Below are 13,864 nucleotides of genomic sequence, written 5' to 3' on the forward strand. Positions count from 1 at the left end.
TATTCTGTGGTAAATTTTAAATCCTTACTTTTGTTCTCATGTTTTTAAAAATCGCTAAACATATCATTTTTTTATTAGCAAAAATTCCGACAAGGCTTTTGTTCATTTTTGCTGATTTTTTATTCTTTATTCAAACTTATTTTGTTCAGTATAGAAAAAAAGTGGTTGTTGAAAATTTAAAATCGTCTTTCCCCACTTTTTCAGACAAAAAGATTCAATCTTTAGCTAAAAAATTTAATCGACACTTGTGCGACTATGCAGTGGAGGCAGTGCGTGCTCTGAAAATCTCACAAAAAGAGCTCGACATGCGTATTGAGTTTAAAAATCTTGAAATCCTAAAACAAATTAAGGCTGAAAATAAAAACTGTATGTTGCTTTGTGGGCATATCTTCAATTGGGAATGGCTCATTGGGGCGGTGCATCATCTGCCTACGCCAAACACCTTTGCGGTGTACCATGCACTGAGTAATAAGGAGATTGATGATATTATGCGACAATCTCGTGAGCGATTTAACACGCACGCGATTGACATGAAGGAAACGCCCCGCGTGATGATGAAAACGCCCAATGATGGAAATTCCACCTTTTTGTTTGTTGCAGATCAAAGTCCGCATAGTAGTATGATTCATTATGATTTGGATTTCTTGAACCAAACAACGCCCGTGTTCATTGGGTTTGATAAATTAGCCCGAAAACTAAATTATGGTGTGGTGTATGTAAACATATCTAAACCAAAACGCGGACATTATATCTTTTCGTTTGAGAGATTAATGCCCGAAAATGAATCTTTTGCACCAAACGAAATTGTGCATTTATTCTACAAAGCCTTAGAAAAAAACATTGAAACCGATCCTGCCAACTGGCTTTGGAGTCATCGTCGCTGGAAATATAAAAGAGGAATAGACTATTGAAAACTGCCATCGTAATACTGAACTGGAACGGAAAAAAATGGCTAAAAGCCTTTTTACCATCATTGCTAAAATATAGCGAGCAAGCTGATATTTATGTGATAGATAACGCATCTACCGATGACGATGTGGAATTTCTGTCTACCAACTTCCCGAGCGTAAAAATCGTTCAAAATGCTCAAAATTATGGTTTTGCTGGCGGCTACAATGAAGGACTAAAACATATTTCGGCAGATTTATTTTGCTTGCTCAACTCCGATGTCGAAGTTTCTGAAGGCTGGCTGCCTCCCGTGCTGGATTTATTTAATCAAGATGAAACTTTGGCGGCTGTTCAACCTAAAATTTTAGATTATAATCAAAAAGATCAATTTGAATATGCAGGCGCAGCTGGTGGATTTTTAGACAACTTAGGCTATCCGTTTTGTCGTGGTAGAATTTTCTGGACATTGGAAAAAGACCAACATCAGTATAACGATGTGCTCCCCATTTTTTGGGCGTCTGGCGCGTGCCTATTTATTCGTAGCGAAGTTTTCTGGAAAGCGGGTGGCTTTGATGCCGATTTCTTTGCCCATATGGAAGAGATTGATTTATGCTGGAGATTACAAAATCTGGGCTACAAAATTCTGTATTGCGGACATTCTACGGTGTACCATGTGGGTGGTGGCACTTTGCAAAAAAACAGCCCGCGCAAAACTTATTTAAATTTCCGAAATAGCCTCTTTATGTTGGAGAAAAATTTACCTCTATACAAAGTGTTTCCCGTGATTTTCTCCCGCCTAGTTTTAGACGGAATCACAGCCCTTGTTTTCTGGCGCTATGAGGGATTTAACCACTTAAAAGCCATCTTTTTTGCGCATATGGATTTTTATAAAAAGCTAGGACATTTCTGGAAGAAAAGACAAAAAACTCAACGAAAGTTTTGGGCAAAACGCTTGGTGCCTTTTCAATATTTTATTTTAGGCAAAAAATATATGAAGGATTTATTTTAGCCTTGTATTTATAAAAAAGTTCCCACGCCTGCGGCGTGGGAGCCAACCTTAAAAAAATAAAATATACCTACTCGTAGTAAGTAATCTCACGCTCTGCGATACTTTCGGCTTTATCGTTTTTATAGGTTATTTTCTTAATCCAATTATCGTGGGTATCGTACTCATAGGTATAGGTTTCCCTATAAAACTTACCTTCTGAATTATAATAATCTACCTGTATTTGGTTACCTTCATAATCATAAATATTTTTTCTCGTCATACTGCCCTCTGAGTCGTACCAAACCACTGTCCTCACATTCCCTTTTTCATCATAGAAATAAGTACTTTTAACATCTATGCTATCCTCTGAGTTATACCAAACCTCCTCTATGCAATTCCCTTTTTCATCATAGGCATAAGTACTTTTACTATAGATACTATCATCTGAATTATAAAAAACACACTCTATCTTATTCCCTTTATCATCATACGCTAAAGTCATTTTTTCATCTATACTGCCCTCTGCGTTATAACGAACCCTCTCTATACAATTCTCTTTTTCATCATACGCTAAAGTTGATTTTCTATCTATATTACCCTCTGAATTATAACGAACCTCCTCTATGCAATTCCCTTTTTCATTAAAAACAACATAAAAATTATCATTATTAAATCCACTCTCACTCCCTCTTTCTACTTGTCCAAATTTCTCTACGGCTTTATATGTTGTTTGTTTTACGGATTTTACTTTACCTTTTAAGTGCATTTCCTCGGCATCGGTTTTCTTGTGTTGTTTATCGCACGCCCAAAGGCTAATTGCGCTAAGGGTGATTAAAATTATTCGTTTCATTTTTTTAAGTATTTAAATATTTTTACATTTTCATCAAAAAATTTAGGCACATTGCCCAAATTTTTAGACAGGTCTACCAAAATCTTCATTGATTTATTGAAAACTTTTCAACAACTATCGAAATTTTTAGCTCAAGTATCGAAATCTTTGACTGAACTATCGAAATTTTTGGGTGCCATAGGCTAAATTTTAGGCTTAAGGGCTAAATTTTTCTCTACCGAAGCTAAAAATTTCATTGTTTTAGGCAAATCTTTCGTTGGGGTAATCAAATCTTTCGTTGGGGTAATCAAAAGTTTTGGCATTTTACCCAAACTTTTCACCCCCTTGTCTTTACTCATTATTCAGAAGGGGTATTTTTAGCGTCTTATGCTTTTTTCTTTTTAGAACGAGGAAAAAATTGCGACAACTCCTGTGCAATGCTCGTAGTGCCAGGCGCATTCTCGCCACTAAGGTAGCGAATGTTGCGGTAGAATGTGAGTGCGGCGGTATAGTTGTCGTTATCCAAAAGGATTTTGGTATCAGAGAGTTGCTCGGTGATGCTTTCCAAACGCAGAAGGCGTTTTTCTATTACCTCGCGCGTGGAATAATCTTTGTCGAACTCCGCTTTGTCTACAAACGGAGGCACATACTCTGGATACTGCTCCATTAGGGTTTTGCTTTTTTGCACAAAGAGCTTGTTTTGCTCGGCAATTCTGCCAAATTGCTTGCGTTCTTCGGGGGTAAGGTTACGGGTTTTGCCTTTCAACACCTCTTCTACCGCTTTCAGGGCATCGTCTATTTTCTTTAAATCCTCGGTAGAAAATTCAAGGCTTAATAAATCTTTTTTCATATTGTTTTGGTTTTAAAAAATTAAACTTCTCTTTTATTTAATCATTAAGTATATACATCCTTATGATTTCCCGATTCATTGAATCATAATTTTTTCGTGTTTCACAAATATAATTTTTTTTTGCGATACTAGAAGTCTGTGGCATAAAATCCAAAGAAAAAACTGCCTAAGAAAAAATATATTCTTATTTTCGCATCAAATAAATAAAATCGAATGAATTTCAAAAAATTGAACAATCTGGTAGGCTGGCTGATGTTTGCCATTGCTGCCATCGTTTATTTGAGTTCCATGGAGCGTGAATTGAGTTTTTGGGACTGTGGGGAATACATCGTTTCTTCGTCTAAATTGGGCGTAACGCATGCTCCAGGCGCGGCAACTTTTCAACTATTGGGGGCAGTGTGGTCTGGTTTAGCCTTTGGCGACGGAAATCTTTACGCTATTTTAATTAACGCACTTTCGGCTCTGAGTAGTGCTTTTACCATATTATTCCTTTTTTGGACGATTACGCATTTTGCGCGTAGAATTATGGTAAAAATCGGCGAAGACAAAAGCAAAGAAACCAAAACTCACGCGTTGAGCAAAACCGATATTTGGGTGATTATGCTCGCTGGCGTAGTAGGCTCTTTGGCGTTCACTTTTTCGGATTCATTTTGGTTTTCTGCCGTGGAGGGCGAAGTGTATGCCATGGCTTCTATGTTCACCGCTCTACTCTTGTGGCTGGCTTGTAAATGGGAAAATGCCGCGGGCGAACCGAGAGAAAACCGTTGGTTGGTTCTAATTTCATTATTAATTGGTTTATCCACAGGGGTGCACTTGATGGCGATTTTAACGGTGCCTGCGATTTGCTACCTTTATTATTTTAGACATTACAAATTCACTTGGAAATCATTTATCATTGCCAATGTTGTGACTTTGGCGGTGTTTGTTTTTGTGTTCAAAGTGATTTTCTCCTACACCATGGCTTTCTACGGAAATTTAGAAGTTTTCATGGTCAATTCTTTAGGCTTGCCATTTAATTCTGGTACGGTAGCCGCTACAATTATTCTTGCTGCCGTTTTTGGGGGAGCTTTATATTATACCAAACAAAAAAATTGGGTAACAGCCAACACTGCGGTGCTTTCGATTTTATTTATGCTAATCGGTTTTACTAGTTGGCTTGTGATTCCGATCCGTGCCAACGCCAATCCGCACATGAACTTAAACGACCCTGATGATGCGATTGGGCTTTTGGATTATTACAATCGTGAACAATATGGCGATTGGCCTGTTTTTGTAGGTCCTTTATACACAGCACATCAAGATCCAAATGGTGTGAAAAGAAATCCAGATGGAAGCTATAAAATGGTGGACAAAGGTCCTATCTATAAAAGAAACAGAGCCAAAGGCATTTACGAAGTAGTGGGACGCAGACAGGATTATGTGTACAATGATGACCAAATCGGTTGGTTTGCCCGTATGTACAACCCACAATCCAAAGCCAATTACGAGGCTCTCATGGGACCTGCCGAACAAACTAAGGCCTATGATCCTATAACTGGCAAACAGGTTACACATTTTAAACGCCCAAGTTTCTGGCAAAATGTTCAGTTTTTCTTGAACTACCAAATTGGGTACATGTACTTAAGGTATCTCGGCTGGAACTTTGTAGGAAAACAAAACGACTACCAAGGAAACATGGAAGTTACCAAAGGAAACACCATCACGGGGATTAATTTCATCGATAATATTCTGGTAGGTGGTTCGCAGGAAAATTTACCTACTAGATTTAAAGACAACAAAGCACGAAATGTATATTTTGCAATTCCATTAATTTTAGGATTAATCGGATTTTTATTCCAATTTTATAAAGATTGGGGAAGAAACTTTGCCCTGATTTCCCTTTTCTTATTAACAGGTGTAGGGATTCTGCTTTACACCAATGTAAAGCCATTTGAACCAAGAGAGCGCGACTATGCCGTGGTGACTTCTTTTTATGTCTTTGCCGCTTGGATTGGAATGAGTGTTTTAGCCATTTATACTTTATTAAAACAAAAAATAAATCCTAAAAATGCACTTTTAGTAAGTGGTTTAACGCTTGTAGCACCATTGCTTATGGGCTTCGAAAACTGGGACGACCACACGCGTGCCGATCGTCGTGCTGCGCATGATTTAGCCTACAATTATTTAGTAAATTTAGATCCAAATTCCATTTTATTTGTCTACGGAGACAATGATACTTATCCGCTTTGGGGCTTGCAGGAAACAGCTATGTTCCGCACGGATGTAAAAATTGCAAACTACACCTTATTAGGTTCGCCATGGAACATCTCACAAGCACAACGCCGCACTTACGATGCCATGCCTCTCCCTTCTCAAATGACAGAGGAAGATTACCGACAAGGTGTAAACGAGGGCATCATAATTCTTGATGATGATTTATTTAAACAACTTCATGAATATGCCACACAAAATTCGCCTGAGTTTCTGAGTGCCCTAAACCAAATCAAAAACTACAATGAGAATGGAATGACTGCCAAGGAAGCCATGAATTGGATTTTGAATAAAGAAAATAATACTAAAAATTATTTAGTAGAAGTTTTAAAACAATTATTCCGTGGTGGTGTAGATAATGTTTTGCCTACCAATAAAATCATTATCCCAGTAGATAAAAATGCGGTACTTAAAAATAAAATTGTAGCCCCTTACCAAGCAGAACAAATTGTTCCGAATGTCGTGGTAACTCTACCTAACAGACAAATTGGATTCAAGAGTGAATTGTTCATACTAGACATTATGGCAAACTACAAATGGGACAGAAGCATTTACTTCTCTAGTGGAGGATTGTATGACCCTGCCAATATTTTCTATTTGGGCGATTATTTAGAATTTGAAGGATTTACTTATAAGTTTGTTCCTATCAGAACGCCAAAAGGCTCTAATGGAGAAGTGGGCACTATAGACGCCAACCAAATGTATAACGACATTTTGAAATACGAGTGGTCTAACTTTAACGACACAAGTGCTTATTTTGACGAAACTTGCCGCCAGAATATCCTTACTTATAGAAATGCTGTTTTGAGAACCAGCGAAGCCTTAGTAAAATTAGGCGAAAACGAAAAAGCCAAAAAACTCATCGCTCTAATGCAAGAAAAAATCCCTTATACTGAATTTTCAGACGGAATTTCGTTGTACGGATTCATTCCGTTGTATTACCGATTGGGCGAAGACCAAAAGGCTAAAGCACTTTCCGATTTTCTACAAAAACAAAATCAGGAAGAAATGGCTTATTACAACTCTCTCCCACCGTACGAAAAGGCAAGTGTACACAGCGATTATCAACGATTGATCGGAGAAGAGCAATATGCAACCGCCAATATGATTGATTATTATTTAACTTATAAAAAAGATACTGCAGCGGCTAAAAAAGTGTTTGAAGCTTACTATACTCCGCTCGAAAACCGATTAAATAAATTAGCCGAGAAAGCTAAACAAGTAGGACTTGAAAATATGAGCGAGGAAGATGTACAAAACCTCACAACCGACTTGTCTTTGCAACGCAGTATGCTTGGTCTTGCAGTGGAAATAGATAGCACATATGCTAAAAGGAAATTCAAAGAAATGACAGAAATGATGAATTCCATCGACCCGAGAGAAAATTAATCTAGAGATAGTTTTAAAAAGAAAAGGCTTTCAATCATGATTGAAAGCCTTTTCTTTGTGTTTAATTATTTTTTATCCACAATGATTTCTGCCGTCCTTGCCGAAGCACCTGCTCCTCCCAAAACTTCTCTCAGTTTTTGGTAATCTTCAAGCATTTTTGCTCTTGATGCTCCACCCAAGATTTTAGTTAATTCTATTTTTAAATTTTTATAATTTAAATCTTGCTGAATCAACTCCTTTACCACTTCACGATTCATTATTAAATTGACCAATGAAATGTATTCTATGTTTTTAACCAATCGTTTCCCGATTTCATACGAAATTCTACTGCCTTTGTAGCATACCACTTCTGGCACGCCAAGCAAAGCTGTTTCGAGCGTTGCCGTTCCCGAGGTTACTAGTGCCGCATAAGAATGTTGCAACAAAGCATAAGTTTGATTTTCTACCCATTTCACACTTTCGGTGAGATATGGCTCATACAACGCCCGCTCTTGCGAAGGTGCACCTGCTACTACGAATTGATATTCGGGAAAATCTTTTACCACTGAAAGCATAATCGGTAACTTGGTTTTGATTTCTTGCTTTCTGCTACCTGGCAATAGAGCGATGATTTTTCGGTCATCGAGTCCCCATTTTTGTCTAAAGCTTTGCTCATCGCTCACCTCTCGCTGTGCGATGGCATCGAGCAATGGGTGCCCCACAAAGTCTACCGAATAATCATATTTTCGATAAAAGTCTTTTTCAAAAGGCAAAATCACAAGCATCTTATCTACATACTTTTTAATCGCATGCACTCGGCTTGATTTCCACGCCCAGACTTGGGGAGAAATATAGTATATCACTTTGATTCCAAGCTTTTTGGCAAAGGGAGCAATTTTAAGATTAAAGCCTGGATAATCTACCAAAATCAACTCATCGGGCTGCCAAGCTTTGATGTCTTCTTTACAGAATTTAATGTTCTTTAAAATGGTTTTTAAGTTCATCACCACCTCCACAAATCCCATAAAAGCCAAATCACGATAGTGCTTTACAAGGCTTGCACCTTGCGCTTGCATCAAATCGCCGCCCCAAGCTCTAAACTCCGCATTGGGGTCTCTTTTTTTAATTTCTTTGATGAGATTTGCCGCGTGCAAATCGCCCGAAGCCTCCCCCGCGATGATGTAGTATTTCATATTTTAACAAAGTATATTTTACAAACTTAATTAATATATTTGATTTAACTAAAAAATCCTTGAGTTGCCCCAAGGATTTATATAATAAAAATGCTCAAAATTCTTAATTTCTTGGCAAGACCAAAGTTACATTTCCTATTTTAAGCCCTGCTTTATTTCCTGTAACGAAATCTACACTTGCTGAAATTTCGCCTAAAGACAATTCAGGAAAATCTGATTTTTTGATATTTATAATAGTCGTTTCGCCTGCTTTCACCTCACAATCCCAATCGGCAATAAATAGCTTTTTGGCATCTGCAGGGCGAGTAGCATTCATGAGCCATAACTCATTGTCGGTTTGCAGAGAATAAACGAAAGTCGCAATGGTTTTATCTTCCGAAAAAATCCCAATTTCGGGTGATTTTTGCACTAACACTCGAACTTTCTTTTGTTTGATTCCTGACTTTATCACAACATTGGTTTCGCCTATTGCCAAGGCATCAATTTTCAACTTTCCGTTTGCAAAACTGCTTTTTGCCACCAAAGGATTTTCTGAATTAACTTCAAAAACTTCGTTTCCTCCACTCAGGGCTAAACTTTTGGTGTTCCCCACAAAAAGCTGTACAGAATCCTCTGTATTGATTGCTGGTGTATTGAAAAAATCTTCAGACGAATTACACGCCCACAACCCTAAAATTGAAAATAGAAAAAATCCTATTAATTTAATATTTTTAGTCATAATCTTATCGTTCTATCATTACATTATAGTAATTAATTTTTGTCTCTTTACCATCAGTTTGCGTTACGACAACCTTCATGTTGCCCTCCACAAAACTTGGCAAGGTAACATTTCCTTGTGCATCTACTTCTGCCTCTATTCCGTTGAAAATAACCTGCACTTTGCTAATCTGAACACCTGGCAAATCCACAATATTATAATTGAAAGTTTTTGGCGCTCGGTTATTCTTCACATTTTCCAAATATGGGAATGCTTTCCCCAACTCACTTTGTACTTTAACCTCCAAGGTTGTAAACTCAAGCTCTGCTACTAAATCGGGAGCATCTGTTGCCCAAAGCTTTGCCTTGTATTTTTTGCTCGGCTCCAAATTCGCCATTTTGTATGAATGGCTATTTTCTGGCAATGTAATGTCCTCCCCATTTATTTGCAATGTATAAGTCTTTCCTTTTTGGGATTTCCAAGTAAGATTGGCACTACGCTGAGAAATATTTTCTGCTTTGAAGTCCTTTGGGGCAGTTGCCTTTTGTTCTTTGTAGTAAATTTGAATGTCGTCTAATTTTATGTATGATTGCTGTATCTGAACTTTAAAAGAGTTTAAATAGGCAATATTTTCAGGGATTGATAGCTCTTTGACTAGTTTTTTCCACCCCCTTTCTTCTTCCTCTATAGTAAAACCTTTGATTGTATTGTAGCTTGTTCCGGCCATATTATATTCCTCATTACCATCGTCTTTGGTAGCTCTGATTCTAACTGAAGTTTTATCGAGAGGGGTGTTTGTAGACACCCAAAAACTAATGATTATTTTCTGCCCTGCAACATTTTCGATTTTAAGTTTTTTGGTAGTTACGCTGGGGTAATCATAAAATCCCAGATATTCGGTGCTTAAATACTTTCCGCCACCTCTTCCGCCGGTATTATTTAGTTCAAATTGATTTGAATACCAGTTTTCCAATCCTTGCTCAAAATCTCCATTAGGGAGCAGATTATCTTGAGCCATGGCTACTTGAAGGCTTAAAAATAGAAATAAGAAAAGTCTTAAAATTTTCATATTGATCTATAAACTTATAATATTAAATCTGAGTCAAAACCAAAAATATCTCCAATTCTTTTAGCTATTCGGTTCAATGCTCCGTTACCGTCAACTCCTATTAGGTTATTTTTATCCCAAAAACCTGTTACTCCTATCATTTCCGACGCCAAGGATTCTATTGTTTCATAATTATCAATATAAAAAGAACCATTTGCTTTACGAGTTGCTATGAAGGAATACAAAAATCCATAAGCTTCTGACAACTCATGAAAAGCTTTTTGATATTCTCCACCTGTAATTTCTCCTCCTAAATTTGGCTTTGATTGTTTTAAGTAATGCACACAACGAGTGGCAAAAAGCAATGAAAGATTTTCTCTTATGATTCCAATTTGCTCTTCAAGCTTGGTATAATCTCTTTCTTTTAATGCTAATCTTCCGACTTTGAAAGCTTTTGTTACTTTTTTATCTACATCTCTCATAAAATCAGCTCCTTGAAATTCATTTACCATATAATTGGCAATAAATTTAGGGGTTCCATCTCTATTTTCTTTCCCCAACAAAGCATAGGCTATATCCCAATGATATTCTAGCTCTGTATATTGCTTTCCTCTCAAGAATTGTCTTTTTGCATTTTTGTCCCTTAACTCTGTATTTTTCATTACATTATCTCCGAGATGTTCATTTAGGATTTGGTCTAGAAAAATTATCCCCATAATTTGTTTTTCTACTAATTCAGAGATTTCTATTCCTTTTTCATTTATAAAACGAATATCTTTCCCTTTCTCTGAGCCTACTTTACCAACTTTCCCTTCGCTTGCAGTCTCCCATTTATGGCCATTAAGCTTAATTAATTGCTCTACACTTTGATTAAATTTCCCTAATACCTTTTGCTGCAAATCAGGATTCATTTTAAACAAATCTGAAGACGATGCTGTCATCGATTTAGCTGAAATATTTCCAAGAGGGGAACTAGAAACAAACTCATATTTTTCATTAAACTCTTTTTTATTTGAAAAGGCTGTCCTATCTACTAAATCATTTAAGCTAAGTAGATTATCAATCACACGTCTTCCCTCGCTTAAAGCATTGTTTGGGAATAATTTTTTATAATCTTCACTTACATCTACTTTATCTTTATTCTTCTTCTCATTAACTACGGTCTCAGTCCCACTATCTGAACCGCCACATGAATTAAGGCTAAATACTCCAACTAATACTCCTAATGCTAAAATTGTTTTCTTTATCATAATAAAATATTTTAAATCTAATTTATTTGTTTTTTTAAGGTAAAATTATTTTTTCACAGAATCCAAAATCGTTACTATAACCATCTGTTCTGAATTTATTTTCATATTTAATTTCTGGTGTTACGATCAATCCATCTGTAGAAGTTGCTTGCATAGTCGCTTTCATCTCAAAACTATTGTACCCCGCTCCATAAATTCCTAAATACAATGGGAATCCTGACTCTGCTTGAAATGTGATTTCTTTTTTCTCTCCATTTTTGAATTCTGCTTCCACATCCTCGTCATCGTAGGTTCTTAAGATTTTTAATTTTTTGTTTTCATCTATATAACGAACCATGATATAGGAATTAGGATTTGAGCTCACCTCATCGCCATAATATTCTTTCTCCAAATAGTAAAAAGTTAAAGTCACTTTATAAGTTCGTTTTTCGGCAATTTCTTTACCAGGATAAATGTATTCTTCCTCACTAATTTGGGGCTCGCACGGGAGCTTTGGCATCGTTTCATACCCAATGTAGGAAGGGGGCATTTTTTTATTTCCAAAAAGTGCACGATAATCTTCCGCAGGCAAATCCTCCGCCGTTTCGTTGCATTGCACAAATGCGAAAAACGCAATGATTATTCCTAAATATTTTAAAAAATTCATCTTTTTATTTTTAATAAATTATTGCTTGAAATCCTTTTTGAGAAGCTACATAACTATTTCCCTTTTTCTTGAATTGCGTAAAATTCACACTATCGTTTACCTGAATGCCTGGCAGCATCAAAATTCCGTCTTCCATTGCCACATAGCCACTTCCCAAACCTGTATAGTACTTGCTAACTGTCACATGAGGCTGCATATTTCTTAAAAACACGGTGTATCGTTTATTGACATCTGTATGTTTGTCTTTTGAAAAATTAGTTACAAAAACTTCCTCGCCATAAGGATTATTGATACTTAAGTTTTTAATTCTTTTTCGCTCAAACTGCAATTTAGTATCATAAACTTCCTTCATCACCTCTTCCCAATCCTTTCCTGCGGGAATAGGTTTAAGCACAATGTATTCGCTAGTATTATTTGGGTATTTATTGGTAGAGAAAATCAAGCTACCATCGGCATCTTTTTTAAAAAACAAAAAGCTTGTTTGCATCGTTTCAAATATATAATTGGGCGAAATAAAGTTGAGTTGCGTATATGAGTTATGCGAAATACTGTACTGGCTAGTTTTGACTTCTTCTTTGGATGTGAAAGTTTTATCCGAGAGCATTTCCACCTCTCCATTTTCTTTAAATTTCATCAATAAATGAAAGCCTCCTTGTCCATAATCTCGCTCCACAAAGATAACTCCGTAACTTTTGGAACGAATGAGGTTTCTCGACAAGTCGTTGAATTTATTGGCTAAATTTGGAAAATAAATCATTTCCCAGCCATTTGGTGCATTGACCAAGGTTTGTTTTAGAGTATCTTTTGCAGAGATGATTCTTTCGCTAGGCGTTTGGTCAAAAAATCTATCGTCCTCTTGATTACAAGAAAACAAGAATAATATACTAGCCATCCCACAAAAAAGTTTATTTAGAATATTGTTTTTCATATTATTGAGCATATTTTTTAAGTCTAATTAAATTTTGCAAATTCAATACATTGATGTCTATATCAAATTCTTCTTTTAGGTATTTAGTCACAAAATCTCTTTTAGCCTCCAATGTTTTTTTGGCTTGGCTTGCTCTCTCTACCTCCTTATAATAATCATCGGCAGGTGTAGCTGCATACTCAATCATCTGATCTACTTCATGTTTTGGATAGGAAAGCAAAACGCTCATTGTTTCAGCAAAATCCTCATACACATCATAACGAGCTGCTGAAAAACTATAAAAGCCAACATAAAAAGGAACAGAAGAAAGCTCTGAGGCTTCTTTTTTTTCGCCAAAATCATCTAGCTTATATTTTCTAAAATTTAAATTGGAAAATTCTTCTAAATCAAATTTCTTGTGATATGCCATGAGCTTAGCCATATTGTTTTGAACATTTCTTGAAAGGCGAATCATCGATTCCTCATTATTTTTATTAAAATCATCTACCTTAAAAATTGTAAACGGAAAAGGAGAATCGTTCGACAACTGCCACTTTTCAACGCCAAATGAATCTATATTAGCATTGCCAAACAGCTTTATCTCGGCAGGAAACATTTCTTTTAACAATTCTTTTCCAGCCACTTGCATATATAAATCGATCCAAATTACATTTAGGGCTTTTGCCACTTCATAAGCTTTTGCCTCATTCGGAGGGAAAAGCTGCATGCGATCAAAAGAGCTATTGTTCTGCCACTGGTAATTTACCGCAATATTGTATGGCTTTTCAAAATTTTGATTTAAGTAAGTTTGAAATTCTGAATTTGGCGTTTGAGAAACATTTATCACGCTTTTGGGAGATAAATCTTCCGAACCTTCGCAGCTTGCCAAAAATAGCAAACCGCTCAATGCAAATATTGAATATTTTATATTTTTAATCTGAATCATAACT

13 protein-coding genes are annotated in these 13,864 nt (G+C 36.3%); 3 read left to right on the top strand and 10 right to left on the bottom strand.

What is annotated here, in order from left to right:
• Positions 1-38 precede the first annotated feature (38 nt).
• Both ORNRH_RS02340 and ORNRH_RS02345 read left to right on the top strand, forming a co-directional pair.
• Positions 39-911, top strand: coding sequence for a lysophospholipid acyltransferase family protein (locus ORNRH_RS02340; RefSeq protein WP_014790308.1), 873 nt, complete (start codon positions 39-41; stop codon positions 909-911).
• On the top strand, positions 908-1,897 hold the full coding sequence (locus ORNRH_RS02345) for a glycosyltransferase family 2 protein (protein ID WP_014790309.1): 990 nt from the start codon (positions 908-910) through the stop codon (positions 1,895-1,897). Before ORNRH_RS02340 ends, ORNRH_RS02345 begins: the two co-directional genes overlap by 4 nt.
• Before the next feature lie 67 nt (positions 1,898-1,964).
• On the opposite strand, the gene ORNRH_RS02350 is transcribed toward ORNRH_RS02345, so the two are convergent.
• From ORNRH_RS02350 to ORNRH_RS02355, 3 genes are all read right to left on the bottom strand, one after another.
• Positions 1,965-2,726, bottom strand: coding sequence for a hypothetical protein (locus tag ORNRH_RS02350; protein WP_014790310.1), 762 nt, complete (start codon positions 2,724-2,726; stop codon positions 1,965-1,967).
• A gap of 182 nt (positions 2,727-2,908) precedes the next feature.
• The gene (locus ORNRH_RS12050) at positions 2,909-3,064 is read right to left on the bottom strand and encodes a hypothetical protein (RefSeq protein WP_014790312.1); all 156 of its coding nucleotides are present in this window, start codon (positions 3,062-3,064) and stop codon (positions 2,909-2,911) included.
• Positions 3,065-3,090: 26 nt separating this feature from the next.
• Positions 3,091-3,555, bottom strand: coding sequence for a hypothetical protein (locus ORNRH_RS02355; RefSeq protein WP_014790313.1), 465 nt, complete (start codon positions 3,553-3,555; stop codon positions 3,091-3,093).
• Between the two features lie 213 nt (positions 3,556-3,768).
• Between ORNRH_RS02355 and ORNRH_RS02360 the strand changes: the two genes are divergently transcribed.
• Positions 3,769-7,194 carry a glycosyltransferase family 117 protein gene (locus ORNRH_RS02360; protein WP_014790314.1) on the top strand — a complete coding sequence of 1,142 codons (3,426 nt, stop codon included), beginning with the start codon at positions 3,769-3,771 and terminating at the stop codon, positions 7,192-7,194.
• Between the two features lie 65 nt (positions 7,195-7,259).
• On the opposite strand, the gene lpxB is transcribed toward ORNRH_RS02360, so the two are convergent.
• The 7 genes from lpxB to ORNRH_RS02395 all read right to left on the bottom strand — a co-directional run bounded on the left by lpxB (position 7,260) and on the right by ORNRH_RS02395 (position 13,860).
• Entirely contained in the window at positions 7,260-8,366 is a 1,107-nt protein-coding gene (lpxB, locus tag ORNRH_RS02365) for a lipid-A-disaccharide synthase (RefSeq protein ID WP_014790315.1), read from the bottom strand.
• A gap of 103 nt (positions 8,367-8,469) precedes the next feature.
• Positions 8,470-9,084: a hypothetical protein gene (locus ORNRH_RS02370; RefSeq protein WP_014790316.1), complete on the bottom strand. Its 615-nt coding sequence runs from the start codon at positions 9,082-9,084 to the stop codon at positions 8,470-8,472.
• Positions 9,085-9,088: 4 nt separating this feature from the next.
• A complete protein-coding gene (locus ORNRH_RS02375) occupies positions 9,089-10,132 on the bottom strand; it encodes a fibronectin type III domain-containing protein (RefSeq protein ID WP_014790317.1) in 1,044 nt (347 codons plus the stop codon).
• Positions 10,133-10,146: 14 nt separating this feature from the next.
• Positions 10,147-11,361, bottom strand: a complete 1,215-nt coding sequence (locus ORNRH_RS02380; RefSeq protein ID WP_014790318.1) for a DUF4856 domain-containing protein — start codon at positions 11,359-11,361, stop codon at positions 10,147-10,149.
• A 34-nt stretch (positions 11,362-11,395) separates the two neighbouring features.
• Positions 11,396-12,007 (bottom strand): hypothetical protein, encoded by a 612-nt coding sequence (locus ORNRH_RS02385; protein WP_014790319.1) that lies wholly within the window; start codon positions 12,005-12,007, stop codon positions 11,396-11,398.
• Between the two features lie 10 nt (positions 12,008-12,017).
• The gene (locus ORNRH_RS02390) at positions 12,018-12,899 is read right to left on the bottom strand and encodes a DUF4302 domain-containing protein (protein ID WP_014790320.1); all 882 of its coding nucleotides are present in this window, start codon (positions 12,897-12,899) and stop codon (positions 12,018-12,020) included.
• Positions 12,900-12,936: 37 nt separating this feature from the next.
• Positions 12,937-13,860: a putative zinc-binding metallopeptidase gene (locus tag ORNRH_RS02395; protein WP_014790321.1), complete on the bottom strand. Its 924-nt coding sequence runs from the start codon at positions 13,858-13,860 to the stop codon at positions 12,937-12,939.
• Between the last annotated feature and the right edge of the window lie 4 nt (positions 13,861-13,864).

It is taken from the genome of Ornithobacterium rhinotracheale DSM 15997, from assembly GCF_000265465.1.
GTDB classification, from domain to species: domain Bacteria; phylum Bacteroidota; class Bacteroidia; order Flavobacteriales; family Weeksellaceae; genus Ornithobacterium; species Ornithobacterium rhinotracheale.